We start from the raw sequence: 25,805 nt of genomic DNA, 5'->3' as shown, positions 1-25,805 counted from the left end.
TAAATGGACGATTTGACAAATAAGTCCCTCGTTCATTGGGCAGTGCAATGCCGCAATGACTAGCTCACAAGGCTATAGGAGGGGAGATTCTGAAGCTGATTATGGTGCAAACATGATCAGCTTCTTTTTTTGTGAGGGGCGTAATGAATTTACATAGGCATTTGGGTTTAGAGGGTAATGTAAAATGAATAATGTAGAATGGATAATGCACAATGATTAACTTCCTAATCATTGTGCATTATCCATTTACTATAGATTCGCGCATCCTTTTCCACTAATCACAATGGTTGTTCCCTGCACGGTGTAGCTTGATTTTGTGGCTGCGCAAATCATATCTAGTTGAGCATATAAAGAAAGGTTGGACAGATCGGCGGTGAGCGGGCATTCGTTCTGATTCTCGTTTTCGAGCCTGATGGTCAGGCCGTAGGCTTCTTCCAACTGATCGACAACCCGCCGGAGCGGCACATCATCAAACTCGAATGAACGAGGCTTCGTCACTGATTTTTCTGCTGAAATAATTTGTGGTTGTTCGACAAGACCCTTTACAAACTGCTGCTTATCGGGCGAATAGGTAGCTTTCTGGTTCGGGCTTAACACAATCGCATTCGTTCCCTCAGTTGTTTCAGCCGCTTTTGTCTGCTTATAAACGGCCACCCGACCCGTTGCCACTTCCACAACAACCTGTTTTGTAGTTCCCTGCGTTTTTACTAAAAAGCTGGTTCCTAACACCTTGGTGACCACTGTGCCAGTGTACACATAAAAAGGACGGGTGGGCATTTTTTGAACCGTAAAAAAGGCTTCGCCCGTCAGCGAAATTTCCCGTTTATCAGCCGCAAATTTCGCAGGGTATTGAATGGCACTTTGGGGTGCTAATCGAACCTGACTGCCATCGGGAAGTTGAATCACTTCGGCTTTGTCCGACGAGTTTGTCCGCTGCTGCCATCCGGCATGACTGATTTCCTGCTGAATCCCGTTTCCTGACTTTAGCAACCCGCCCTGCTGACGATAGAACCACCAGCCAGCCAACAGTACCAGTACGATTGAAGCCGCAACCGCCATCCAGGGATAAGCAACCTGGCGACGGGGACCGCTAACCGGCATCGGAATTACCTTCGGAGACTGCGTCCGGCTCTGAATCTGCTGCCAGAGTAGAGGCTCCAGAGCCTGGAAATCCGTTTCCTCTAAGGGTTCCTTGTCTTTGTTTTGCACGATCCCGTACCAATGTTCGACAAATGCCCGCTCCTCTTCAGAGCATTTTCCGTCGAGATACTGTTGTAGAAGAAACCCAAATTCCTTGCGGCTCATACTAGGTGGAGTTAGTCGTCACATACACGACATATTTCTCACCTATCGACCGCAAAAGGTTTTATTAACTAGTGGAATGTTTATAGTTGAAATGGCCTTTTGCTAAATAATTCTATATATAGTACAAATTATTTTTCCAGAGTAAGTGAATATGCTTGTCGGTTTATTCCATTTTTTCATAAATGAGTTGCGGGAAAATACTAGGTTGCTTGACTTATAGAATGTGGTATACAGAAAAATCTAGGTCGTTTTTGTCCTTTCGACGCAGGAGAAATCTCAAGACTCCATATCAGTCAAGCTTGAGATTTCTCCTGCGTCGAAAGGACAAAAAAAACAGTTTCGTTTTAGTGGAATTGGGAAAGTTTAAAAAGCTTCGATAATAGGTTTTAACTACACTAATTAAACCCTATCCTGACAACTATGAACAAGGTGTTTTTGAGTTACCTATTGGCCCTGCTTCCGTTTACGCTCGTGGCCCAGAAGCCTGTCCCGGTTAAACCGCGCATCCTCATTAGCACCGACATCGGTGGTACGGACCCGGACGATAATCAGTCAATGGCCCATTTCCTGATGTACAGCGATAAGTTCGAGACGGAGGGGCTTGTTTCGTCTCCCTCGTATGGGCTTGGTACGAAGAAGCATATTCTGGATATGATTGACCTCTACGAGAAAGACCTTCCCAGGCTGAGTCAGCACCTGAACGGCTATCCTAGGCCGGATGCGTTGCGGGCCGTGTGCAAACAGGGGCGTCAGGGGGCGGCCCCCTATAAAGGCTATAGCACCGCCACCGAAGGATCGGACTGGATTATCAACTGCGCTAAAAAGAAAAGCGCACAGCCGCTTTGGGTGCTGGTTTGGGGCGGGTTGGACGATCTGGCCCAGGCGCTGCACGACGATCCTTCGATTCAAACTAAGATCAAGGTATACTGGATTGGAGGACCGAATAAAAAGTGGAGCGCGAACACCTATGCGTATATCGCGCAGAACTTCCCGAACCTCTGGTTCATCGAAGCAAATGGCTCTTACAACGGCTTCTTTTCCAATACGGGCGTGCCCGATAGCCTCGATACCCGTACGTATTACGACCGCTATATCCGCGCTGCCGGACACCTGGGCAAAGACTTTAAGAACTACTACAAGGGCAACGTGAAGATGGGCGACACGCCTTCGCTGCTCTACATGATGGATGGCGACCCAAATGATCCGTTCAAAGAAAGCTGGGGCGGCAGCTTTGAAAAATTCAACCACAGCCCTCGGACCCTCTTTAACCGCAACACTACCCTTGCCGATACGGTGGGCGTTTATTCGGTGATGGAGTTTCATTTCAAGGGTCCTAAAGTCGATATTCCGGCGGATTCTGCCTGTTTTACGATGACCGTGCAGGCCCAGATTGGTGAGCAAAAATGGCCGGGGCATTACCTGGGTAACGGCAACTATGCAATCCTGTACATTCCCAAACAGACCGAAACCTTGAGCTACACAATCAACTCAACCATTCCGGGCTTTACTCAACAGAGCGGGAAGTTTGTGGTGAACAATAGCTGGCCGGGCAAACGGAGTGCCAGTGATTTCAAATTAGGCGCGAACTGGTACACCGACAAAGGCGACCCATCGCTGTTCGACGGTCGACAGCAGGGTGCTAAAACGGTGTTCAAATGGCGTAATGCCGTATTGCTGGATTGGGCCAAACGGTGGGCATGGCTGTATTAGGCCGGAGCGATCAGGCACCCGGCCTAATACAGCCTATAGTGACCACTCGGTAGGTGCCTTGCCGAATTTTTTCTTAAACGAATGCGAGAAATGAGAGAGGCTTTCAAATCCCAGTTCGAGGTAGATGGCAGAAGGTTTCTTATGCTTGGTTTCGATCAGATGCCGGGCTTCTGTAAGCCGCCTTTCCTGTAGCCAATGCCGGGGTGCCATTCCGAATGTTTTCTGGAAATCACGCTTGAAACCCGCCAGACTTCGCCCCGTTAGCTGGGCAAATTTTTCAACCGGAACATTGTAATGAAAATTACTGTACATGAATTTTTCCAGGTCCATCTTGTAGGGTTCGGAAAAATCGAATAAAAATGCTTCGAGTTCAGGCATGGTGTACAGGAGGAGGTGTACAGCCTCCTTTACTTTCAGCATGCCCATCGAATTGGTTATTTTTTCTCCCGGATTACGGACATAGGGAATAATCGATTGAAAAAAAGCCCGCAAAAAATCGTTTGCGGGAATAAGAACGTTCGGAGGCCCCACGTATTTTTGACCTATCTCTAGTTGCTCTTCCAGAACAATCTTCCGGAGCAGGTCTTCTTGTAGACTTATGATAATGGTTTGGTATTCATTGTCTTCAAGCGGAGTTTTGGTGAGTTCGGCCAGCTGATTTTTTTGTATCAACAACATCTCACCACGACCCATAGAAATCTTTTGATTGGCAGTTTCCATTGAAAAGCGGCCTGAAATCTGCATGACCAGGGTATTATGTTCCAGGAACGCTACTTTCTCCTTTCTCATGGCCGAAGAGTAAGCGTAAAAAATGACTCCCGGAATTATTTCTGTTGGATTCGTCACTAGGAAGCTGTTTTAGGATTATTTTTTCTAGTCAGTTTTACCCCTAAATCCCCTGAAGGACAGGGCTGTTAAGTTCTGAATTTTCTTTACTTAACCAGCCTCTTTTGTTGGCTTATTTTTACCCCCCAACCCCCCTGAAGGGGGAGAAAATCCATTTCGGAGTACTCCCCCTTCAGGGGGTTGGGGGGTAAAAACGCTAGAACTTAAGAGCCCTGCCCTGAAGGTGACTTTGTTTGAACACGAGCTAAGTCCCCTTCAGGGGATTTAGGGGTAAAACTGACTGATAAAATCAAACACTCGTTCATTAAAAAGTAAATCCTAAACAGCCTTTAGGTAAAAAAAATAAACTGTAGGTTTATGTACAGACTAACTACCGCTGAAGGTACGTACCACCAAGGATCGCGCCCGGCGCAAAATGCGTTGTAAGCGTATTCATTTCGTCAGCCGTGAACTCGATCGCCATTGCCTGCATGTTTTCCGGTAAGCGTGATCGTCGGCTCATGCTGACCAGGGGCATAATATGATCGCCCTGCGCATTCACCCAGGCAATCGCCAACTGTGTCGGCGTATAGCCTTTTTCCTGTGCCAGTTGCTTCAATACGTCGACCTTTTCAAGATTCCTGATCAGATTCTCCCCTTGAAAACGCGAGAAGTGCGTATGGTAATCATTGGCAGGAAGGGGCGCTTTTAGCTCACCGGTGAGTAACCCTTCGGCCGTATTGGCAAACGCCACAACGCCTATACCCAGTTCCTTTGCCGTAGGAAGTAAGTCGCTCTCTATCTGCCGATCGGCCAACGAATACCCTATTTCCAGGGCGGTTACCGGATGGATACTATTCGCCTTGCGCAATTGATCGGCCGTTATTTCAGAAACGCCCAGATAACGAACCTTTCCTTCTTTGATGAGGTCGGCAACTGTGCCGATGATGTCTTCTACGGGCACGCTGTTATCCATTCGGCTAGGCTGGTAGAGGTCAATGGTTTCAATACCCAAACGGGTCAGCGAATAGTTGATGAAATTCTTGATGGCTATGGGGCGCAGATCCATTCCCAGCCATTGGCCGTTGTAGAAAATTGCGCCAAATTTGACACTGATAAACGCGTCGTCCCGCCGTCCTTTGATGGCTTTGCCTACAAGCATTTCATTATGACCAGCACCATAAAAGTCTCCGGTATTCAGAAAATTGATGCCGCTGTCTAAGGCCATTTGAATAGTAGCAATACTTTCTGTTTCGTCAGGTGTAGAACCGCCCCAGATAGAAGACATGCGCATGCAGCCTAATCCGAGTTTAGAAACGAGGGGTCCATTTTTGCCGAGATTTATTTTTTGAATCGTTGTCATCGTTGTTGTTTTATGATTTGACGATACAAAGGTGGGCGTTGTTTTCCTTAGGCAATTTCGTCCACGGCTCAAATTACTTGTCTGTATGGATCAGCGATGCGGTCAATTTTAGCTCGTTGGCTATTACAACGAAGGGATCGATGGGGACTCCGTTTGAATGCACAGTAAACTTAGCAGTAATAGAGCGCGACTGCCAGCATAAAATAATCCTGTAATAAAGGCCGGAGCAGCTTGAGGGCTAAGTTGATATGGTATTCGACGGTTCGTTCGGGAATGCCCAGTTGAGTTGAAATTTCCTTCGCCGACTTATACTCCAATCGGTTTAGGCGGAAAATCTGACGGGTTTTTTCTGGCAAATCGTTCAGTTGTTGCTCAACTGTAGCCATCAGGTCGTTTAGCGCAATTTGTTCTTCTGTGGTTTGGGTATTGGGCGAAAAACTTTGCGCATGTTCAACGTACTTCTCGCGGATCAACCTCGCTTTGAACAGATTGATAATAGCGTGCTTGAGGGACGTTTGTAAGTAAGCGCCCAGATTTTCAATGAGTAGGTTTTCCCGCTGCTCCCAAAGCTTCACGAATAAATCCTGAACCATGTCTTCGGGACTATCGGTCGAGGGGAGTTTGTTCCTCGCTACAATGAACAATTTCCTCCAGTGACGCACATAGATCTCCTGAAACGCGGATTCGTCCCCTTGTTTCAGGTAAATCAATAAGGCAGTATCTGGAAGAGTCTTATACTCCATGATGAGTTGGTAGTACCGAAAATCGCTTGCTAAAGTACAGAATTTTATGCCTATAGTGATTAAAATAAGGGTGCAGAACCAGCACATTACCCTGATTGTCGGGGGTCATCCATCACAGGAAAGTCAATTGATAGCGGCTTAATTGGTCGCTATGCAGCCTATTTTCTATCGGGAACGTTCCCGGTAACGATTGCGTAAAAAGTCACAATAGTTCCTTTGCTTAATCTAATTGGCTTCTCTATCCTTGACCGTCTTTTCCCTCAATCAGGTCTTGTTTACCTTATCCTTCCTCGAACGTATGCGCAAAATTGGTTTACTAGTTATCCTTCTTTTAGTTTCAGGCAACTACGTTACAGCACAGGACTTTATACCGCTTTGGTCTGCCGGTAGCATGCCAAATACAAAAGGTATGGCGCTAAAAGATAGTATTGCCAACGAGCGAGTATACCGGGTTGGAACGCCAGGCATGTACGCGTTCTTTCCATCAGCTCAGGAGAACAAAGGGGCGGCTGTGGTGATTTGTCCAGGTGGAGGCTACGAGCGTTTGGCGTATGTGATCAGCGGGTGGCAACTGGCGAAATGGTTCAACACGATGGGGATAAGCGCCTTTGTTCTTAACTATCGGTTACCGAATTCACCCGACTTAAAACAACGGGAGCTGGGGCCGCTACAGGACGCCCAACGAGCGATTCGATTTATCCGGGCCAATGCAAAAAAATGGGGTATCAAGCCCGATAAAGTGGGCGTTCAGGGTTCATCCGCGGGCGGCCATCTGGCGGCACTGGTGGCAACCCATACAACTGATGTATCGGCCATCAGCGATTCAATTAGCAGTCAGGCGTTCCGGCCCGATTTTGCGCTTCTGGTTTCACCTGTCATTACAATGGGCCAATACGCGCACGCGGGCAGTCGCAAAAATTTGTTAGGCCCCAACCCATCGGCCGATTTGTTGAAAGCCTATTCGCTGGAAAACGCAGTGACGGCTATGACTCCTCCCTGTTTTCTGACGCATGCCTACAATGATACGGTTGTCGATCAGCGAAATAGTTTGCTATTTTATCAGGCATTGATCGACAAGAAAATTCCGGCTAGTCTGCATATATTTCCACAGGGTGGCCACGCCATTGCCCTGAGAAACAATCCAGGCTCAACGCAGCAGTGGACAACCTTGTGCGAAAGCTGGTTACGAGAAATGAATCTGCTTACCGATGCTCAATAGTTTGAAAAGTATTCCAAATTACTCGTTGACCGCCTTGACCAAACTTGTATGAATCGACCAGTTGCTTTACTACTCATCCTTGCGTTAAGCACAACAATTTCCTATGCCCAGTTAAAACCAACCGGTGGCCGGGATACGTCGTTTACGGTACAGGGCTCTTACCTGCGCGAGAAAAAATACCATCCCGACATTACTCTGGCCGATTCAACCTTGCCAGCCGGAGTCCGTATCGACAAAGCGGTTACGTACAGCACACCCATTGCGGGACGAACTCTTAAACTGGATGTCTACGCCCGACCAGCCGTTGCCGGGAAAGCTCGCCCGGCGGTTGTCATGATTCACGGCGGGGGCTGGCGTTCCGGCGACCGATCGCATAATAATACGCTGGCCGGACAACTGGCGGCCAATGGCTTTGTGGCGATTCCGGTTGAATACCGCTTATCGACGGAAGCTCTGTACCCAGCCGCTGTACATGATGTGAAAGCGGCTATTCGCTGGGTTCGGGCTAATGCGAAGAAATACGGCGTTGATCCGAAGCGGGTTGCGGTTCTTGGATTTTCGGCGGGTGGACAGTTAGCCGCTTTGGTGGGCACCACGAATGGACAGGCAACATTTGAAGGAACAGGCGGTAATGCACGCTATTCGAGCGCGGTGCAGGCTATTGTTGATATTGATGGAGTGCTGGCGTTTATTCATCCAGAATCGGGCGAGGGCGATGACTCGAAGTCGATTTCGGCAGCTACGTACTGGTTTGGCTATTCCAAAACGCAGCGGCCCGATTTATGGCAGGAAGCCTCGGCGCTAAACCACATCGACAAGCACACCCCCCCGATTTTATTTCTGAACAGCTCCGTAGATCGGATGCACGGTGGGCGTGACGATCTGATTAAAAAACTGAATGCGCTGGGTATCTATTCAGACGTGCACACCTTTCCCGATGCGCCCCACACGTTCATGTTTTTCAACCCCTGGTTTACGCCAACCCTGACGTATATCACTGAGTTTCTGAATCGGGTATGTAAACCCTGAATTAACTTCCTGATGACTAATTCAACTAAGCCTGAAGAGGCTCTTTCGTCATGCTATTCAGTTTCTATGCAACACCTGATTTCGACTTTATAACGTACTTTGCCCGTCATATACAGGCACCGGTACAGAACGGCCTGCTGGTGATACCGGATCATATAGGACAGGGGTACGTACGGAAGTTAGCATTCGGGCCGGACTTCAAGATCACCATACACCGATACTTGCTCAAGGAAGATCTTGTCCTCAAACGCACTACATCCGGCCAGGGAAATGACCTGATCACCGTCTTTTTTTACAACAACGAGCAGGCGCTCCAGATCGCTTACAACGAGGACACCCAGGTTCTGTTTTCGCAGCGCGATGAGTCGGCGATCCAGGTTACCTCCAACGATCTCAGCTCAACCATCCGTTTTCCCGCCCATCAACAGATTCAGTATGTGGTGGTCGCCATAAAGCCGCTCCGTTTGACGGAATTATTAGGCGTTAACGAGCCCAATTCGGTACTCCAAACGATTACCGGCAGCGGTAACTCCTTCCTTTTTTTTGAACGTATGGAAGCCGAGACCAAGCTGCTACTTAAAAACATGGCCGCCATGGACATGACTACCAATCTGAGCAACTTCTACATGCAGATCAAGGTGCAGGAACTGCTCTATCTGGTTTTTTATAAACTGTCTTTACGCGAAAGCGCTGCTCATCAGGCAATCAACAGCGCTGATGCGGAAAGGCTCTTGTCCATACGCAATGAAATTATCAGCGACCTGAGCGTGCCGCCGGTAATCCGTGAGCTCGCCCAGGTCGCTGCGATGAGCGAAACCAAGCTAAAACAGCTTTTCAAGCAAACATTTGGCAGCACCATCTATACGTATTACCAGCAAGCCCGAATGGAAGAAGCCGCCTTCCTACTGAAACAGGGCAAACATTCGGTTAGTGAGGTGGGCTATGAGCTGGGCTTTTCCAATCTAAGCCACTTCAGTCGACTGTTTGAAAAGCATTATGGCTTAAACCCGAAGCGATACTCTTATTCGTAACGCGCTGGTTATCCCAGATAATCCGGCGGGAATACTTGCTGACCGTACTTTTCTGCAATAGCCTGTAGTTTTTTTATGGTAGGACCATCCAGCACGGGCGGTGGCAGGAACTGACCGGCTGCAACGGGTTGGCCGATCTCCTCAAATAACAGTTCCAGGCCAGCAGGTACCACGGTACAAAGCAAATGGGCCGTTTGCCCGCTCGTATTCTTGAAACCGTGCACTACACCCCCTTTGGGAATGCTAATAAAGGACCCTTTGGTGGCTACATAACTGCCAAACTCGGATTTGACCTCAATTTCGCCTTCGACTACGTAAAACGATTCCTCGAAATCGGCGTGGGCATGCGGTCCAGGTCCACCGCCGGGAGGTACCAGCATATCAATTGTAGCGAAGGCTCCTGTTGTGTCTTTGCCAGCCACCAGGATTCGATAGGTGCTTCCACCAACAGAAACGCTTTTGCCTTCCTGAGAGCCTACCGTGATCGGTTTTTTGTGATTTCCCATGATGTTTGATTGAAGTACTTCACAAAGTTCGGAAGACTTTAAGCCGGAAAATATTCCGATGTGACCGTAAATCAGTCCTATCGGACAAACCAAAGCATAAAGCCTACTTCTTTCTATATAGGGACACCTACCGGGAAGTTGCTGGGTGCACCTGCTTCGTCGGATTCGACTATTTTTCTGGCTTTTTGCGCTATTTACAGTTCTTTATCAGGCCCAACTTTGCGGTGTAGAAACTAAAACACGGCAATCATGAGAAAAGTAATGTATAATCAGTTTGGCGACGAAAGCGTGCTGGAGGTAGTCGAGCAAGCGGTGCCCAGTATTCAGAACGATCAACTGCTGATCCGGGTAAAAGCGGTTTCGATTAACCCGCTGGATTGGAAAGTATATGGTGGAGACATGAAGTTGATGTCGGGCACTGGCTTTCCTAAATCGGTGGGCATCGATTTCTCGGGTAGTGTCGACCAAGTAGGCAGCGCCGTGAGCCGCTTTAAGACTGGTGATGCGGTCATTGGCGTACTGGACGTATTCAAAGGCGGAGCCCTCGCCGATTACATTGTTGTTAAGGAGACGGATATTGCCCCAAAACCGGCTAACCTGTCGTTTGAGCAGGCAGCGGCCTTACCCCTAACCGGACTGTCGGCCCTGCAAATTATTGATCAGCTGGCCGCAGTAGGCCCTAACCAGGACGTATTGATTAACGGGGCTAGCGGTGGGGTTGGCCTATTTGCTGTGCAACTAGCCAAAAAACGCGGTGCCAGGGTGACGGCAGTTGTCAGCACACAGGGCGTTGCCGAAGTAACCAAGTGGGGCGCTGATAATGTAGTCGATTACACCAGGCAGCCTATTCGGAGTCTGGCTCAACGGTTCGATGCTGTTATTGATCTATCGACCAGGCTTTCCTTTACCGATGCCAGGCCGCTAATGAAATCGAGAGCTGTGTTTGTCAGTACGCTTCCATCGCCGTTGACGCTTCTTTACTCAGCCATTAATAATCTGTTTTCCGGGCAAAAACTCAAGGTTTTGATCGTAAAGCCCACCGTCGACGGGCTTAATACGTTAGCGCATCTGGCTGAACATGATCTGCAGATCGTGCTGAATAAGACCTATTCTCTGGCCAATATCCGAGAAGCCTACCGGGAGTCTCGTCGGGGTAAAGTCATGGGGAAGTCGGTGATCGTTCTGGATTGATCGTCTGCCCGGATCGTGGTTAATTGAACGATCGCCTGAATGCTAAAGGCGACAGGTTCGTCTTCGATTTAAACAGTTTATTAAATGATTGCGAGTGCTCAAAGCCTAGTTCGTAGGCAATTTCGCCAACAGACAATTCAGTCGTCGACAGTCTTTCTTTCGCTTTGTCAATCAATTTTTCGTGAATAAGCTGTTGCGTGGTTTGCCCCGTGAGCTGTTTCAATAAACTGCTTAAGTATTTGGCGGTAACATGGAGTGTATCCGCCATGTATTGAACAGTAGGCAGTCCTTTTGCCAGCAAATCCTCATTAGCAAAGTAACGGGTTAGTTCAGCTTCTAATCGGTCTAGTAGTTTGCTGTTGGTGATTTTTCGGGTAATGAATTGGCGTTCATAAAACCGCTGGGCATACGTAAATAACACCTCCAATTGAGCAATAATCACATCCTGACTAAATTTATCCAGGTTGGCGTGGTATTCCAGCCTGATATTCTCAAGAATGCCGTTGATGATCGTTTCCTCCTTGTCGGAAAGAAACAAGGCTTCGTTGGTCGAATACCCAAAGTATTCGTATTGCTTGATTTTTTTAGCCAGTGATGTATTCCATAAAAAATCGGGATGGATGAACAGCATCCAGCCTTCCAGATGGTGCGGTACACCGCCCTCTTCTCCACGCAAAATTTGCCCTGGCGAGATAAAGGCCATTAGCCCTTCATCGAAATCGTATTTCTGCTGACCATAAAATAATTTGTCGCAGCCCCTTTTTAAGGACACAACATAAAAATCAGAAATAACGGAATTGATATTGGGGTCATTTTTAAGCCATTTCAGATCAATAATACCGATGAGCGGGTGCTGTGGTTTCGGCAGGTTCATCAACCGATGTATTTCTGCTATTGATTTAATTCTGAATGGTTTTTTGTTATCCATGGCCATACGGTTAATTCTTGAAGGGATACGTTAACCAAATCAGGAGTAACGGCAAGGCAAGAAAAGGAATTTCCAGTAAAGCCGTACTGACCGTTCCTGCTCGTAAGGATAAAGCCATGATCAATAGAATGGTGATTGCATTGAGTAGGTTTCCGATAAAAAATGTCTGGGGAAACAAAATCATCAACCCAATGATGATTGAAAATACGCCAAAGAACGGTTTCACGGTCTCGGTGATACCTATGTCTGCCATCATTTTTGTTTGTTCGGCAGTAGCGGGTTGAAAAGCATCCCAACCATGCTTAATGCTTAAAAACGATGAAATGAACAGGAGTAGGATACTAATGATTTTCATAAGTTTTGTTGTGGTTTACTGGATGAACTCGTTTGAATTTCAGGGTCTGATCCAATAGCGGGATGCGTACGATAAGCCGTGAATTGTTCCTATTATTCGTGTTCCTGCTTACCATACATAAATGATGCGCCCATTTTAGCCGATTGCGAAATGATAAAGTTGGGAGCCACCCGGCTCAGCACCCGCATTAATTTGGCAAGACCAGGATAAATCTCATTCTTATCATGTTGCATTCCCTTGATGGCGGCATCGACTATTTTTTCAGGAGCCATCAAGGCACTCTCACTAAAGCCGTCTTCGTTTCGAAATTTGTCGTTCAGGGCGGTGGACGAACCGGGAGCGACAAGCTCAATAACCTTGATGTTGGTATTTTTTAGTTGCACCCGTAACGCTTGTGTATACGCCCGAAGCCCCGACTTGCTTGCACTATAAATGGGGGATATTGGAAAAGGCATCAGCGCAATGCCCGACGTAACATTGAGGATAGCAGCCGTTTTTTTTGTTTTGAGATGCGGCAGGAACTGTTGCACCATCCGGATAGGCCCCATTAGATTAATGTCAATTTCTCGGGTGATGTCCGTAAGGGCATGCTGATGGTGTAAGCTGATTTTTCGCATTTCGCCCGCATTGTTGATAATGATATTGAGGTCCGGAAATTTCCTGGTCACTCGGTTATACAGGGTACTAATGTCTTCTACTAAACTCACATCGCTCTGTATGGTATGTACCCCAGGCAGTTTTTGGGCTACTTCCTGTAGTTTTTGAGCGTTTCGTCCGGTGATAATGACGGTATTGCCTAGTGCCATTAGTTTTGAGGCAAATTCAACTCCGAACCCACCCGTTCCGCCTGTAATCAAGATTGTGTTATTTGTTAAGTTCATGATTTGCGTTTTTTGTTGATGCAAAGTTCTGCCGTACTACAAAAACGGATGTAGCCAAAAGTCGCAATGTTGTAGTTGAAAGGGCATATAGTTACAGTAGGAGCAAGCCAGCTCTTAACCGCTTGCCTTTAGCTGTGGATCACTAAACAAATGTTTAGCGAGAACGGGGTGCGCAGCCGTCTTTTGAGCTGACAGTTTTCATCGTTTACTTTCCAACGTACAAAACAACATGCTGAGGAAAAGCAGACCCATTTTTACAGGCAGGGCAGTGTATACGTTAATAATCTATTTCTATGTGGTCTGGTATTGATCCATCAAGCCAAGTTTTATGGATACGGCTTATGCCAATAGCGCAAATTTTACACAGGCAACTCATGCTCTCTAGTTTAGAATGATTTAATGGCTATCTTACTCTAAGAAAAGCCTCACGATAGATAGTTACTTCAATTGAAAGAGCCTAACCAAGACCACGTCAAGTCAACTCCAGTTAAACAGGCTCTGCTATATCCCAATGCACCCTGGTATTTTGGGGTGGCCGTTATCATAACCTGGCTGGGATTTTCCCGGTCTTATTTTTCCCATCTCATGCAGACTGACCTATACCATCATCTGCATGGAGCCTCCGCAGGATTATGGATGGGGTTACTCATTCTACAACCTATTTTGTATCGACGTGGGCAATTGGCCTTGCATCGAAAACTAGGTTGGATCGGCACGATTGTGCTAGTGCCTGCCCTGCTGATTGGAGGAGTCAAGATGATGCACCTGATGCTCAGGGCAGCCGATGAGTACCCGCCCGGAGCGGTTTATCAGCTTTCGTTCATCGACGCTTCCTCCCTGGTCCTATTTTCCTTGTTTCTGGGGTTGAGCTTAGGAAATGGGCAACGATTAGCCCTCCATGCCCGCTATATGGTTTGCACTGTACTCATCATTCTGCCGCCCGCTATTACCCGCTTATTATTTTTCATTCCTTGGTTTGACAGTTTCGCTAAAACATTGAATGGTAGTTTCGTCGCCATTGAAGTGGTATTACTGCTGCTACTGCTTGACGATCGACGAATGGGTCGGCTACAGCCATCGTACCCGTTGGCTTTAGGGCTCTTTCTGCTTTTGCACCTAACAATGAACGTAGCGGGTCAGTGGTTGTGGTGGCACAGACTAATGGATTACTTCGCCAGCATATAAGTAAGTAGGATGAACCCAGTCAATCTACCGTTTCGTAGTTTACGTAAAACCTGCAAAAAAGGGTTTTTATCAGAACTCCGAAGTAAACGCCCTATTTAAGACGCAGACACGGACAGTTGTCATGCAGGATCGTTTTTTTTAGAAAACTACTATCTCATCGAGTTCCGAACATGGATAGATGAAGCCGGATGTATCAACGTTATTTTCATCTCATATGGGAGCGTTTTGTAAGACAGCTGTATAGGCAACATTAGTGTACAGTATATCCAACTACTTAGAGGCCAAAATCCATAGCAGTCTGTAAGAGAAGTTTTTACGTTTCGTTAACATTCTTTTACAGGCCATTAACAGGCGACAGAATACGAACTTTTAGCTTTGCGGACCATCGCAGTGGTTGAAATCCTTGAAAATAAAAAGAATGCCTTAACCGGATCTGATTTATCAGGATATAGACTTATTTTAATTAAACCTGCAAAAAACATGAAAAAAATTATGTATGCGCTGATCTTACCGCTGGTTGTGGTAAGCGGACTAGTATTAGCTAATCGTGAAATTAAAAATGAAGCTTCGAAAAAGTCAACCTCAACGCCATTCTCTGCTGCTGAAAAGAAAGCTGCATTAAAAAAATGGGAGGCTACCCCTGATGGTATAAGGTACAAAAAATGGGAAGCGTCTCCCGAAGGTAAAAAAGTGTATGCCGGTGAAGCTAAAGTAAGGAAACATATAAGTGCTTTTACCAATATGGAGGCTGTTGTAACCTCTCTTTCTCTTCCGCCAGGCTCACGATTAGGTTTTGGAGTGATGGTCAGGATTAATGGCGACGATTATATTCTTAGTTTTGGCTCGGAGAAATCTGACAGGAATTTATTGAACGTTAACAATGAATTTCAGCAATTGCATACCCTGAACGTTAACGACAAACTAATTATAAGAAGCCATAATGTATCGCACGCGCCCAAGTATTCATATCCAATACTATCGGGCGACTATGTAGAACGAGCCAGTAAACTAATTTATAAACGTGCCCCTCGCCAAGGCGGTTGCTAAGTAAATTATGAACTACATAGATGCTTTATTCTTAACGGTTGTTTTTTTGAAGCTGTTTAAACTTTTCAAATTAACCGCAAAGAACGCTAAGGCAAAGCGCAAAGAGCGCAAAGAAATTCAGTCAGCAAACTCAGCGTTCTTTGCGACTTTGTCTCAGCGCTCTCTGCGGTTAAACTAAAGCGCATTGGAGATATAAAAAATAAAGTTTAAACAGGTTCATCTACTATAGATAAAACCAAACAGGAGGTAAAAAAATAGTATTAAGTCCGAAACCAAAGACGCATCCACTTCCAGATGGATTGACCCTACATACGAGTATACTGATTCTATCGGTAAGAGCCTGATCATACAGAACAGCCTCCCAAAAGGTGGAACAAAATACACTGACCCTGATGGCGAAGTATATTATTATGCTGTATTTTTTACTCGATAAAATCAGTGCACAATCAATGTATAAGCAATAGCGGGGTTCGTGGTAACTGTAATTGAAATAACGCAATCACTAACTTTTTGGGATTTTAGAAGCTAATAATGGACGTATTTTGGCTGGATATTTTTTTCGGAGTGTATCGTTATGATGGAATAACCCTCATGGACTTTAGACGTAACGAGGGTCAGAAATATGGTGTATAGCTGTTTCTCAAAACGCCCGCTTCCTGTATGAAGATTCTATCGTCTCAAGTAGGAGGGTAGGATGAGAATACGCTTTAATCCTGTGTTCCCGCTTCGGTATCTTACGCCGTTGTGATACTAGCTACAGCAACTCAATAAAGAGCGTTTAATGCGAAATTATAAAACAGGGATTATAATCAGAAACGGTCATTTCTGATTATAATCCCTATGAACTAGGCCTTTCAATTAGCAAATAGCTGATTAGTAGTGAATATGTTGCCCTTGGGGAAGGGTGGCAATATGGTTCAGCTTACCCTGTCTATAATCCTGGTAAAGCCGACGAATGTCCTCTTGCGTATCGCCAATGAAGGGTCCATGGGATACAATTTCGTCCCCCTGCCGTTCGCCGGCATAAAGAATGACGCGACCTCCCGTTTCACCAGCCGTTAATCTAAGTTCACTCAGGACGTCATCATCCGCGAATCGGTCAAGCCAGCCCACTTGATCCTGCATTAACTGTTTCTTCGCGTCGCCAACTTCCACACTACCCTCAATCGCATACAAAAAGGCGGTGTAAGGCGCAGGAATATATTGTACGGTAGATGCATGGGGTGCCAACCATATATCGGCCAGAATCAGGGGCGTATAATTCTGAACGGGCGAGGTTACACCCGCCAAAGAGCCGCTGTAGACTTTGATATCCACCGACTCATTGGTAACTCTGGGCACATGGTTTAAGGGAATGTCCTGCACCCGTGGTGTAGCCCAGCGGTCTTTCTTGGGCAGCGTCAACCATAATTGCAAGAGACGCATATTGGCTTCACGCTCGATGGTTTCGGTATGAATCACGCCACTCCCGGCCGTCATTAGTTGTAAATCGCCCCCACTCATGCGGTAAGCCTCATCGCCCATCTCGCCTTCCAGCAATAGGGAAACCGTTTCAAAACCGGCGTGGGGGTGTGGTCCACCGACTGGCTGTTCATCCCGTTTTTCGAGCCGATCATCCATCAAGACGATAAACGGATCGCTCTCTGAAAAAGCAACCTGAATGAGAGGGCTGGCAAGATGGCCCGCTCCTAAAAATCCCCGCTGGGCTTGGGGTGTATATAGTTTGGCAAGATTTCGTTGAATGCTCATATCACTACCTGGTTTATGAAGGGTCAATGCTTGTGTTCCCTTTGCTTCTACAAATTTACTACATTTGCTATACTTTAGTAAGTAGTATACTTGAGTATAGTACTATACTCAAGTATAGCAACAAGCCCAATAAGGAAAACAACCTGCTTATTACAAACGATAGTCTATGGAGCCAACAAACTTATTACCGGAGGAATGTAGCCGTACTTTGCGCCCCATACGGGATGCCCTGGATGTATTAAATGGGAAGTGGAAGTTGCCGATTATTGTGGCCCTTACCTTCGGGGAGAAGCGGTTTGGGGAAATCGCCAAAGAGGTTCAGGGGATTACGGATCGAATGCTCTCCAAAGAATTACGGGATCTGGAGTTGAACGGGTTGGTCAAGCGAACTCTATATGACACCTATCCCGCTAAGGTGACGTACACGTTAACAGCTCATAGCCAAACATTACATGACGTGATTGAATCCTTACGCAAATGGGGCGAGTTACATCGGCAAAAGATGATCTCGGGCGATAAATGAATGACAGGAAATAGTTTACGCTTGGTTGGATTAACTGTCTCTAAAAACACCCATTTCTTGAAGTAAACACATAAACGCTCATTCGTCTCCTAAAGGAGCGTTGTTTGAGAACCAATACCTTGTACTTACAAACAGGAAGGTTGATAGGTGGATTTTACAACAAAAGCAGACCCGCCAATTTTGTTCTGGCGGGTCTGTTCCCTCCTACACAAATCTTATCGGCTCTTGATCAACTTTACCGTATGAACTTGACCCTCCGTGCGTACCTGGACCAGGTGCGTACCTACTTCTTGGCTTAAAGGCAGGCTGATCCGTTCCCGATCTGTGGACCAATCCAGCCGCTGCTGGTGATGGCTTCGACCCTGAATGTCCAGCACCGTCACCTCTACCCAACGCCCGATAACTCCGCTAATTTCTACGTCCACCTGCTGACTCTGTACTGGATTGCCAAACACCTTAACCTGTAAGCCATTGCCGACTTCACTGGCTGCCTGCCGAGCTCCCCCAGTACAGGCAACCAGCCAGAAGTAGTTATAGGCTGAGGTAGTATTCCCCTGTTGGGCAATCAGCGTCAGCAACGGCTGTTCAGTCGATAAGGTCTGTCTATAAGGACCGGCCTGGGTCGTGATTATTCCATTGGTCATGGCCAGCACGATTTGCTCACCCGTCAGTCCTGTATACTGAGGAGTAAACGTCACCTGCCACTGATTCCCCCCCAGGTTCTGACACCCAGTCGTGGTGACACCAACCAACGTAAAAGGTTGAGTCGGTGGGGTGGTTCCGTTCACGGTGAGTTGGAACGTAGTCGAGACAAACAAGCCACTTGGATCAACCGCCGTTACACTGATCGGAAAACTGCCCGTGCTAGCGGGCGTACCGCTAATAATGACCCCGGTTCGGGTCAGGGGTGCGGGAAGACCGGATACGATATAGGTTAAGGGGTTTCCATCAGGATCCGTAACATAGTTCGCTAAGCTGAGTTGGTAAGCTTGCCCTGTCTGGGCCGTCTGGGGGGGAATACCCGTGGTGGTAGGCGGGCGGTTGGGCGTAGTCGTGTTGCAGCCAGCCAGCCACTGATAGTTATAGCTGCTTAGAACCCCGTTCTGCTGGGCAATCAGGGTAATGAGCGGATTGCTGGTGTCGAGATTGAGGCTATAGGGGCCTGGTTGGGTGGTAAAGGGAAGCTGCTGATAGACGGTGAACAGGATGGGCTGTCCTGTGGTACCCACGTATTGGGGGGTAAAGGAGAGTTGTCGTTGGGTAGCCGAGATGGTCTGGCAACTAATCAGGTTGACGCCGGTAATGGCGAAGCTTGTCGCAGATGGGTTGACCGTAATGGTGATGGGTACCCAGGCCGATTCCTCCTGACTATTTACATTACTGTGTGCGTTGACGGTCAGCTTCATAACGCCCGTGGTGGTGGGCGTGCCGGTAATGGAAGGGGGGTAAGTTACATAAGACAGGCTCAATCCATTGCCAGGTAGCTGTAGTGAAGAGTAACCTGCACTATTACTGGGCAGTAGGACGGGTAGCTTGTAGTTAAATGGCACCCCAGCAGTGGCCGTCAGGCTGATGGGAGTAGGGGCAATAACTGTAAGGGTGATGGGTACCCAGGCGGATCCCTCCTGACCATTCACATTATTGTGCGCGTTGACAGTCAAGCTCATGACGCCCGTGGCGTTTGGTGTACCCATGATGGATGGGGGGTAAGTTACATAAGATAGGCTCAATCCATTGCCAGGTAGCTGTGGTGAGGTATAACCGGTGCTGTTGTCGTGCAGTAGGACGGGAAGCTCATAGCTAAATGGCACCCCAGCGGTAGCCGTCAGATTGATGGGAGTGGGAGCAGTGATCGTAATAATAATAGGAACCCAGGCTGACTCTGGCTGGCCGTTCGAAGTAAGATTGGCGCTGACGGTCAGGTTCATCACACCTGTAGCGTTTGGCGTACCCACGATGGATGGGGGTAAGGTTACGTAAGATAGGCTCAATCCATTGCCGGGTAGCTGTGATGAGGAGTAAATCGCACTTTGATAGGGCAGTAGGGCGGGCAACTGGTATTTAAAGGGCACCCCAGCGGTGGCCGTCAGGCTGATAGGGGCGGAATCGATAGCCGTATTTGGTTCACGAAACGACTTTGTAGCCTGAATAGAATCGATCTCAGTGAAATTAAGCCTAACCTCGGCCTTCAAATTCCAGCAGACAAGCAGCAACAATCCAATTAACCAACCGAGTGCTCGAGAAGTAGTACGTGTAGACATATCAGGAGTGTTTAAGTAAGATTGTGGTATCTCCTAATACTACTTAAGTCTGGCTACTAAACTCCTTACAAATGTGTAATCGGTAACTTATTTTATTGAATAGTCCACCCTTAAATTACCGTTTCTAAAAACACCCGTTTCCTGTAGCAGACGCGTGAAGATTCTATCGTCTCAAGTAGGAGGGTTGAGAATGTACCAGTTATTCAGGTTAAAGTAACATACAATCCCCAAGTTCATTACTTTCCATAGAAAGTTACTAGCTCTTCCACTAAGATACCGTTGATTTTCATGCCCCTCAGGAGGCAATTCGTCAACACAACACCCGCCAGGTTGCAATTAGTCAAAGTACTACCCGATAAGTCACAATTATCAAATCGGAGGGGGGCTGTTTGGCTGATGAATCATACTGAGGATGACCTTGGGGAGGCATGCCGATCTGGTGAAAATAGGCTCCGCCCAGTTGAGCGCCTTCAATATCTATATCCCTTAAATCAGCATTCCTAAGCTTAGGCCCTGTTAAGGACACAGGCCCGATTCAAATTAACGTTCACAAATGTAGCGTCCTCGATACAGGCCTCTGTCCAGTGCTTGTTGAGGTTGATTCGTCGTGTTGATTCTGTAGTAGCGTTTATTGGGCAACGTAGATGTAGGCTAGCCTCCCCATTGTCGAAGGGGTACATCACGCACTATTTTCTTCGTTCTACTAAGTGCATATAGAGTAGCCGAAGTAGGAAACCCTTCAGGCTAACTACGGGTGTGACTTCTGCGTTTCAGTAAACGCCAGTTGCTCGACGCAGACACATAAACGGTTCTAGGTCTCTCGTTGTGAGCGTTTATCTTAATTGAATGCTCATTGATTGCTTAATTAGATACTAGTATTGTATTGGGCTGATATGGATTACTCGATGCGCTTTAAGTCGACGGTGTATAGGATGATCTGCAACTACAGCCCATAACCGGCTTAACAAAGCTGCCAGCGAGTAGGCAGGGAGTAACATGCGGACACAATTTGCTTCGATTTAGCCGATTATCTCACACCACCTCCCATCCGGTTTTTCTCCGCGTCGTTGCCTAGGCTTCGGTCTTTAGCGGGCTTTACCGTGCGTTTGCCAAAATTATAGGTAAACGCTACCTGAATGCGCTGGTTATCATTATAGTATTGATTACTCGAAGACACATTGCCATAGGAAACGACATAGCGGTAGAGTTGCGAATGAAATACATCCCGGAAAATAAGTTTGATATTCCCATCGGTAAATAGGGACTTATTAAGACTAATGAATGTGAAAAATAGCGCTTTGCTTTGGTTGATCGTGCTTCGGTTGGGTGATTCGTAGACCAGGAGCAATTCCGCTTTGTAGCTTTTGGGTAAAGAGAATACATTGTTAATATAGGTTTGTAGGCCGTAGCCCGTCAACTTGCCAGCATCATACTGACCGATAGGCGAATCAGTTTGAGAGCCCCGAAGGCCCAGATTCCAATTCATAGACCACCACTTATACCAATCATGGCCCCAGGTAAGACCCACAAATTCGCTGTGAAGCCGCGCTAAGTTGGTAAACGATACGGTATAAATCCGGGTGTCTGGATCAAAAAATACGGTATTCAGGATCGCATCCTGTGTGTTGGAATAGTTAATCGACAGGGTCAGCCCACCCAGGGTCACGTTAGCGTCTAGCGTATGGGCAAAGGATGGCTTTAGACCCGGATTACCTACCGAAATCAGGTAAGGATCGGATTGCCAGCGATAAGGTACCAGCGCCGATAAGGACGGTCTAGCTATTTTACGAGCGTAGGAAAAGCTAAATTTTGGGCCGTTGTGTAGTGTTTTGCTCAGGCTTAGGCTAGGAAAAAAACCGGAATATATCCGACTCAGATTTGAACTAACCAGTTCCTGATGGGTTCGTTCATACCGTAAACCGGTTTGCACAGACCAGCCGGGTCTAAATTTGGTACTGTAACTGGCATAACCTGCAAAGGAATTTTCGGAATACTTTCCGGAATTACTAAAGTTCGAATCGAGTACGTAGACTCCTGAGCTCGCTTCATTTTCCTGGGTTACCAGGTTGTCATTGCTAATGGCTGTTAACTGAAAGCCAGACTCCCAGCGTCCGCCTTTTGTGGGCAGCGTTAGATCAGCCTTTAGGATCAGATTTTCCTCCGTTTTGGGGTTCTGAATTCGAGCCCGGCTGGGTGGGCGTATCGAGCTACCGTCTGCATTCTGATACTGATAGCCTAAGTATTGGGTATTTGATCGATCGAAAAAGCTCTTGGTTAGGTTAACCGACAATTCCTTGCCCGTACTGTCGAGTTTACCCGTATAGTTGATATTGGCATCATAATTCCGCGTGTAATCCGTTTCAAGCCGACTCAATAAAAGTAATGAATCTTCCCCGACGAAATGGCTTCTAAACGCCGTTGTCCCGTCGGTAGTGCTACGAACGGTTTGTGCATTACTATTGAACCGGATACCCAGCGCATGATTTAGGTTGGGGAAAAATTCAACGCCACTAAAGGTGGAAAAGCCTTTGGTTTTATAAGCCGAGAAGGCTTGCCCCGACATAGAACCGCCTTGATAAGCACGTTCTGTAGCCTCCTCAGATCCCACCTGATCAAGTCGGCCATTGAGGGTAGTGAACACATTCCACTTCGGCGATCGAAGGTTAAGGGAGCCGTTGGGGTTAAAGCGCCCATTGTGTCCCTGCGAGTAGGTAGTGCTCAGCCGCCCATTGATGCCTCGTTCTAAGCTCTTCTTGGTGATTATGTTAATGACGGCTCCGAAGCTGGCATCATATTTGGCGGAGGGGTTGGGGATTACGTCAATTTTTAGGATATCCTCCGCCGAGAAATTTTGCAGGAAGTTGTCTAGAGCACCCTGACCCATCTGGCGACCGTCCACCAGCATCAGAACATTACTTTTGTTGCCCACTTTAATACCCAAGGGCGTTTTTGACACCAAGGGTGCATAGTTCAGCAGGTCTTCTACCTTGTTTCCTTTAGCAATGACGCTGTTGGCTACGGTCAATACCATCCGATCCCCTTGGTTCTCCACCAAACTTCGTTGCCCTTTGACGGTTATTTCAGCCAGTTTTTCTGTTTTTTCATTCAGCGTAATGACGCCGAAATCCTTGGTTGGATTAGTTTCATTTAACGAAAACACAGGAAGCCATGTGGCTTGGTGGCCAACCGACTGTACATGAAGTAAGTACGTTCCAGCCGCTAGATTATCGATCCTAAAAAAGCCTTTTTCGTCGGTTACGGCTCCTTTGATCGTGCTGGAGTCTGTCGCCGAAGCGAGCCGAATGGTTGTATAAGGTGCTGGCTGATGAAGCGTTTCAACGGCTGTTCCTTGTAGTTGAAATTGGGCAAGACTAGGAAGACAAATCCACAAACAAAGGAGGAGAGATGTGATTTTTTTCATGATATACAGAGTAAAGCAGGGAAGAATATGACTTGAAGCAGGAAGCGACCAATCGAGTTGAGCACTTTTTAGGTTGGGTTCTGTAGGCGCTTGCCGGTAAAACCATCGGCTATTACCTCTGTAGTATACCCGCTTATCGGATTATACACTCACTATGACAAATCCACTTCGTTGCGCGATTATTGACGATGAATTCCTGGCCCAGGAGCTCTTGAAAAAGTATGTCCGGCGCGTTACTTCACTAGAGTTAATCGCCACCTTTGATGATGCCATTATCGCCTTTAATCAGCTACCGGATTTGTTACCCGATGTGATTTTTCTCGATATCACGATGCCAGAACTGACGGGGCTTGAGTTTTTACGGGCTTACCCGGCCCCACACCCGGCCGTAATTATGACGACAGCCAATCCTGAACATGCCCTGGATGGTTTTGATCTGGGCGTGACGGATTATCTGCTCAAACCCATCTCGTTTGAGCGTTTCCTCAAAGCGATTGGACGCGCCAGAGAGAAGAAAACCAGTGCGCCCTTGGCAGGCTCTTTGCCAGAGCAAAAAAGCCTGTTACCACCGGTTGCCAACCCCACATTAGGTGCAGAGTTTATCTACTTTAAAACCGACCGGAAACTGGAACAAGTCCGGGTAGATGATATCGTCTTTGCCGAATCGCTGGGTGATTACCTCAAAATTTTTCTAGCGGATCGCTATCTGGTAGTTCTCTTAACGATGAAAAAGCTAGTCGATACCCTACCCGCCGACCGCTTTCTGAGGGTCCATCGATCCTGCATCATCCAATTGCGCCACATTCAAACCCTGGAAGGAAATACCATTCATACCTCAACGGGACAGACGTTGGTTGTCGGGCCTAACTACCGAGCCCCCGTACGAGAAGCGGTACAGAAGTGGCTGACTGTTTAGGGAGGCCGTTTCGCTGACCAGCGATTGCCTGCCGGTATGTTTTCTGAACGTAAAGACTGTAATCCGTTTGCGTGCATCTGAGAATCAAGGAGGTTCCTATTGGGAACGAAAGTAGCGCGGGCCAAACGGGGGCTTCCATTAAATCGATTAAGAGCTTCGTTTTTTCGATGAAAGTCGGATCGTGCGTTTCATCGGATAAAAAGGGTTCTTTATCGAAAAAAGAGGCAAAGCTGCCCCAACCAGATTACTTTGTGCGCGTATCGCTTTCCGCCTGTGTCCATGTTTAGACTAACCCTACTGACCGATGAAGCCCAGTATCGGGGCTGGACCCGAGTCGGCTTTCATGGGGTGCTGATTCTGGGGGTGTTTTTGCTGATTTTTTCTACCTACATTCCCTGGTTTCTCTATCCCAATCCATCGCTTCATTACCCCATCAAAACGTACGTAGGGCCTATCTTACGGGATTCGCTGAGCGTCCTGGTCCAGTATTATAGTCTGGTTTATCTCTTTACCCACTATGGCCGCCGTCCGTTTGTCCTATTGCCTGGCCTGGCCCTTTATTATGTGATTCTCTTTACGGTTTATTACTATTCATCGTCTATCGTCAAGCACTATTTCGGCCTAGCGGACGATTATTCGGGATCAATCAACCATTTTGAGCGATTGCCTTACGGACAAGCTTTATTTAATGTAGGCACCTTTTTTCACTTATCATTTATCATTGAGCGTGCTTTCTACCCGTTAGCCGTGAAGCTCGTATTGGAAGTCTACCGCAGGCAAGTACGTCATGGAGAGCTTCAGCAACAATACACCCGGCTTGAACTGGATTTCCTGAAAAGTCAAGTTAATCCCCATTTTCTGTTCAATGTGCTCAATAGCATCTATGCCCTGACGGAGGAAGAGAATCCACAGGCGGCCCGGATAACGCTCCAGCTATCGGGTATGATGCGTTACGCCTTGTATGAAACCGCCAATTCGCTCGTTCCCTTAAACAAGGAACTGCGCTTCATTCGGGATTATATGAATCTGGAAGAGCTCCGAACGGCCAAGCGATTAGTGCTGGATTACGATTTGCCCCAATTGGTTGACGAATCGCTCCAGATCGCCCCGTTCTTATTAATTACCTTTATTGAAAATGCCTTTAAGCACGGGGTTCAAAATAACGCCCAAAAATCCTGGGTAAAGCTGACCCTAGTGGTTCATGATAATGTACTGAATTTGTCGCTGATCAATAGTAAGCCAATCAATCCTTCTTCAGTACTGGGTGGTTTGGGCGTATCTAATGTAAAAAAAAGGTTATCCCTTCAGTACCCAGACCACTATCTAATGATCTTAGATAAAGAAACAACGTATACAATAACACTTCGCTTGAACTTGTCGAAACAAGAGCGAGCACTTCGTTAATGGTTGACCTTCGGAAAGCCTATCAACTACCTAAGCCATTTTTTGACTAATGAACTATAGGTTAGTCAAAGTGCCAAACTTAAGGCTATGTACTCGTGGATTAACTATTTTGTTAAACGCCCCATTTATGGAGCTGTTACATGAGAACTCAGTCGTCTCAGTTAGGAGGGTTTACTTAAGATAACTACATCGCTAAATCAATTTGCGTGCCTC

At 47.0% G+C, this 25,805-nt stretch carries 22 protein-coding genes; 10 read left to right on the top strand and 12 right to left on the bottom strand.

Going from position 1 to position 25,805, the window contains the following annotated elements:
* Positions 1–249: 249 nt before the first annotated feature.
* A complete protein-coding gene (locus EXU85_RS29715; protein ID WP_142775558.1) occupies positions 250–1,305 on the bottom strand; it encodes a FecR family protein in 1,056 nt (351 codons plus the stop codon).
* Positions 1,306–1,725: 420 nt separating this feature from the next.
* On the opposite strand from EXU85_RS29715, the gene EXU85_RS29710 reads away from it, so the two are divergent.
* On the top strand, positions 1,726–3,015 hold the full coding sequence (locus EXU85_RS29710) for a nucleoside hydrolase-like domain-containing protein (protein ID WP_142775557.1): 1,290 nt from the start codon (positions 1,726–1,728) through the stop codon (positions 3,013–3,015).
* A gap of 33 nt (positions 3,016–3,048) precedes the next feature.
* Here EXU85_RS29710 and EXU85_RS29705 read toward each other — a convergent pair whose 3' ends face one another.
* The 3 genes from EXU85_RS29705 to EXU85_RS29695 all read right to left on the bottom strand — a co-directional run bounded on the left by EXU85_RS29705 (position 3,049) and on the right by EXU85_RS29695 (position 5,946).
* Complete coding sequence (locus EXU85_RS29705) at positions 3,049–3,804, bottom strand: AraC family transcriptional regulator (RefSeq protein WP_246859298.1); 756 nt, start codon at positions 3,802–3,804, stop codon at positions 3,049–3,051.
* Positions 3,805–4,231: 427 nt separating this feature from the next.
* Complete coding sequence (locus EXU85_RS29700) at positions 4,232–5,203, bottom strand: aldo/keto reductase (RefSeq protein WP_142775555.1); 972 nt, start codon at positions 5,201–5,203, stop codon at positions 4,232–4,234.
* A gap of 170 nt (positions 5,204–5,373) precedes the next feature.
* Positions 5,374–5,946 (bottom strand): RNA polymerase sigma-70 factor, encoded by a 573-nt coding sequence (locus EXU85_RS29695; protein WP_142775554.1) that lies wholly within the window; start codon positions 5,944–5,946, stop codon positions 5,374–5,376.
* A 244-nt stretch (positions 5,947–6,190) separates the two neighbouring features.
* Here EXU85_RS29695 and EXU85_RS29690 point away from each other — a divergent pair, with 244 nt between their 5' ends.
* The 3 genes from EXU85_RS29690 to EXU85_RS29680 are packed head-to-tail and all read left to right on the top strand — an operon-like array spanning position 6,191 to position 9,225.
* Complete coding sequence (locus tag EXU85_RS29690) at positions 6,191–7,165, top strand: alpha/beta hydrolase (protein WP_210422416.1); 975 nt, start codon at positions 6,191–6,193, stop codon at positions 7,163–7,165.
* Positions 7,166–7,213: 48 nt separating this feature from the next.
* On the top strand, positions 7,214–8,194 hold the full coding sequence (locus EXU85_RS29685) for an alpha/beta hydrolase (RefSeq protein ID WP_142775552.1): 981 nt from the start codon (positions 7,214–7,216) through the stop codon (positions 8,192–8,194).
* A gap of 50 nt (positions 8,195–8,244) precedes the next feature.
* Positions 8,245–9,225, top strand: a complete 981-nt coding sequence (locus tag EXU85_RS29680) for an AraC family transcriptional regulator (protein WP_142775551.1) — start codon at positions 8,245–8,247, stop codon at positions 9,223–9,225.
* 8 nt (positions 9,226–9,233) lie between these two features.
* Here the strand turns inward: EXU85_RS29680 and EXU85_RS29675 are convergent, their stop codons facing one another.
* Positions 9,234–9,731, bottom strand: coding sequence for a cupin domain-containing protein (locus EXU85_RS29675; RefSeq protein ID WP_142775550.1), 498 nt, complete (start codon positions 9,729–9,731; stop codon positions 9,234–9,236).
* Between the two features lie 249 nt (positions 9,732–9,980).
* Between EXU85_RS29675 and EXU85_RS29670 the strand changes: the two genes are divergently transcribed.
* Positions 9,981–10,922 (top strand): NAD(P)-dependent alcohol dehydrogenase, encoded by a 942-nt coding sequence (locus EXU85_RS29670; RefSeq protein WP_142775549.1) that lies wholly within the window; start codon positions 9,981–9,983, stop codon positions 10,920–10,922.
* A 19-nt stretch (positions 10,923–10,941) separates the two neighbouring features.
* Here the strand turns inward: EXU85_RS29670 and EXU85_RS29665 are convergent, their stop codons facing one another.
* The 3 genes from EXU85_RS29665 to EXU85_RS29655 form a co-directional block, all read right to left on the bottom strand.
* Positions 10,942–11,850, bottom strand: a complete 909-nt coding sequence (locus tag EXU85_RS29665; protein WP_142775548.1) for an AraC family transcriptional regulator — start codon at positions 11,848–11,850, stop codon at positions 10,942–10,944.
* Positions 11,851–11,860: 10 nt separating this feature from the next.
* On the bottom strand, positions 11,861–12,205 hold the full coding sequence (locus EXU85_RS29660; protein WP_142775547.1) for a hypothetical protein: 345 nt from the start codon (positions 12,203–12,205) through the stop codon (positions 11,861–11,863).
* Positions 12,206–12,297: 92 nt separating this feature from the next.
* Positions 12,298–13,086, bottom strand: coding sequence for an SDR family oxidoreductase (locus EXU85_RS29655; RefSeq protein ID WP_142775546.1), 789 nt, complete (start codon positions 13,084–13,086; stop codon positions 12,298–12,300).
* A gap of 585 nt (positions 13,087–13,671) precedes the next feature.
* Here EXU85_RS29655 and EXU85_RS29650 point away from each other — a divergent pair.
* Together EXU85_RS29650 and EXU85_RS29645 are read left to right on the top strand one after the other, a co-directional pair.
* Positions 13,672–14,271: a hypothetical protein gene (locus tag EXU85_RS29650; protein ID WP_142775545.1), complete on the top strand. Its 600-nt coding sequence runs from the start codon at positions 13,672–13,674 to the stop codon at positions 14,269–14,271.
* 375 nt (positions 14,272–14,646) lie between these two features.
* Positions 14,647–15,318, top strand: coding sequence for a hypothetical protein (locus EXU85_RS29645; RefSeq protein WP_246859296.1), 672 nt, complete (start codon positions 14,647–14,649; stop codon positions 15,316–15,318).
* A gap of 873 nt (positions 15,319–16,191) precedes the next feature.
* Here the strand turns inward: EXU85_RS29645 and EXU85_RS29640 are convergent.
* A complete protein-coding gene (locus EXU85_RS29640) occupies positions 16,192–17,067 on the bottom strand; it encodes a pirin family protein (protein WP_142775544.1) in 876 nt (291 codons plus the stop codon).
* Positions 17,068–17,233: 166 nt separating this feature from the next.
* Between EXU85_RS29640 and EXU85_RS29635 the strand changes: the two genes are divergently transcribed.
* On the top strand, positions 17,234–17,590 hold the full coding sequence (locus EXU85_RS29635; RefSeq protein ID WP_142775543.1) for a helix-turn-helix domain-containing protein: 357 nt from the start codon (positions 17,234–17,236) through the stop codon (positions 17,588–17,590).
* A 215-nt stretch (positions 17,591–17,805) separates the two neighbouring features.
* On the opposite strand, the gene EXU85_RS29630 is transcribed toward EXU85_RS29635, so the two are convergent.
* From EXU85_RS29630 to EXU85_RS29620, 3 genes are all read right to left on the bottom strand, one after another.
* Complete coding sequence (locus EXU85_RS29630) at positions 17,806–19,851, bottom strand: hypothetical protein (RefSeq protein WP_142775542.1); 2,046 nt, start codon at positions 19,849–19,851, stop codon at positions 17,806–17,808.
* A 236-nt stretch (positions 19,852–20,087) separates the two neighbouring features.
* Positions 20,088–20,195 (bottom strand): hypothetical protein, encoded by a 108-nt coding sequence (locus EXU85_RS36270; protein WP_168207891.1) that lies wholly within the window; start codon positions 20,193–20,195, stop codon positions 20,088–20,090.
* A gap of 683 nt (positions 20,196–20,878) precedes the next feature.
* The gene (locus EXU85_RS29620; protein WP_142775541.1) at positions 20,879–23,272 is read right to left on the bottom strand and encodes a TonB-dependent receptor domain-containing protein; all 2,394 of its coding nucleotides are present in this window, start codon (positions 23,270–23,272) and stop codon (positions 20,879–20,881) included.
* A gap of 154 nt (positions 23,273–23,426) precedes the next feature.
* Between EXU85_RS29620 and EXU85_RS29615 the strand changes: the two genes are divergently transcribed.
* Together EXU85_RS29615 and EXU85_RS29610 are read left to right on the top strand one after the other, a co-directional pair.
* Positions 23,427–24,188 (top strand): LytTR family DNA-binding domain-containing protein, encoded by a 762-nt coding sequence (locus EXU85_RS29615; RefSeq protein ID WP_142775540.1) that lies wholly within the window; start codon positions 23,427–23,429, stop codon positions 24,186–24,188.
* Positions 24,189–24,467: 279 nt separating this feature from the next.
* Positions 24,468–25,592, top strand: coding sequence for a sensor histidine kinase (locus tag EXU85_RS29610; protein WP_142775539.1), 1,125 nt, complete (start codon positions 24,468–24,470; stop codon positions 25,590–25,592).
* Positions 25,593–25,805: the final 213 nt, after the last annotated feature.

It is taken from the genome of Spirosoma sp. KCTC 42546, from assembly GCF_006965485.1.
Classification (GTDB): domain Bacteria; phylum Bacteroidota; class Bacteroidia; order Cytophagales; family Spirosomataceae; genus Spirosoma.
The sequence above is the reverse complement of the archived record's forward strand: the minus strand, read 5'-3'. Positions and strand labels throughout refer to the sequence as shown.

Excerpts from the sequence above, each read along its gene's own strand:
- EXU85_RS29715 (WP_142775558.1), bottom strand. The coding sequence starts at position 1,305 with ATGAGCCGCAAGGAATTTGGGTTTCTTCTACAACAGTATCTCGACGGA.
- EXU85_RS29710 (WP_142775557.1), top strand. The coding sequence starts at position 1,726 with ATGAACAAGGTGTTTTTGAGTTACCTATTGGCCCTGCTTCCGTTTACG.
- EXU85_RS29705 (WP_246859298.1), bottom strand. The coding sequence starts at position 3,804 with ATGAGAAAGGAGAAAGTAGCGTTCCTGGAACATAATACCCTGGTCATG.
- EXU85_RS29700 (WP_142775555.1), bottom strand. The coding sequence starts at position 5,203 with ATGACAACGATTCAAAAAATAAATCTCGGCAAAAATGGACCCCTCGTT.
- EXU85_RS29695 (WP_142775554.1), bottom strand. The coding sequence starts at position 5,946 with ATGGAGTATAAGACTCTTCCAGATACTGCCTTATTGATTTACCTGAAA.
- EXU85_RS29685 (WP_142775552.1), top strand. The coding sequence starts at position 7,214 with ATGAATCGACCAGTTGCTTTACTACTCATCCTTGCGTTAAGCACAACA.
- EXU85_RS29680 (WP_142775551.1), top strand. The coding sequence starts at position 8,245 with ATGCTATTCAGTTTCTATGCAACACCTGATTTCGACTTTATAACGTAC.
- EXU85_RS29675 (WP_142775550.1), bottom strand. The coding sequence starts at position 9,731 with ATGGGAAATCACAAAAAACCGATCACGGTAGGCTCTCAGGAAGGCAAA.
- EXU85_RS29670 (WP_142775549.1), top strand. The coding sequence starts at position 9,981 with ATGAGAAAAGTAATGTATAATCAGTTTGGCGACGAAAGCGTGCTGGAG.
- EXU85_RS29665 (WP_142775548.1), bottom strand. The coding sequence starts at position 11,850 with ATGGATAACAAAAAACCATTCAGAATTAAATCAATAGCAGAAATACAT.
- EXU85_RS29660 (WP_142775547.1), bottom strand. The coding sequence starts at position 12,205 with ATGAAAATCATTAGTATCCTACTCCTGTTCATTTCATCGTTTTTAAGC.
- EXU85_RS29655 (WP_142775546.1), bottom strand. The coding sequence starts at position 13,086 with ATGAACTTAACAAATAACACAATCTTGATTACAGGCGGAACGGGTGGG.
- EXU85_RS29650 (WP_142775545.1), top strand. The coding sequence starts at position 13,672 with ATGCAGACTGACCTATACCATCATCTGCATGGAGCCTCCGCAGGATTA.
- EXU85_RS29640 (WP_142775544.1), bottom strand. The coding sequence starts at position 17,067 with ATGAGCATTCAACGAAATCTTGCCAAACTATATACACCCCAAGCCCAG.
- EXU85_RS29635 (WP_142775543.1), top strand. The coding sequence starts at position 17,234 with ATGGAGCCAACAAACTTATTACCGGAGGAATGTAGCCGTACTTTGCGC.
- EXU85_RS29630 (WP_142775542.1), bottom strand. The coding sequence starts at position 19,851 with ATGTCTACACGTACTACTTCTCGAGCACTCGGTTGGTTAATTGGATTG.
- EXU85_RS29620 (WP_142775541.1), bottom strand. The coding sequence starts at position 23,272 with ATGAAAAAAATCACATCTCTCCTCCTTTGTTTGTGGATTTGTCTTCCT.
- EXU85_RS29615 (WP_142775540.1), top strand. The coding sequence starts at position 23,427 with ATGACAAATCCACTTCGTTGCGCGATTATTGACGATGAATTCCTGGCC.
- EXU85_RS29610 (WP_142775539.1), top strand. The coding sequence starts at position 24,468 with ATGTTTAGACTAACCCTACTGACCGATGAAGCCCAGTATCGGGGCTGG.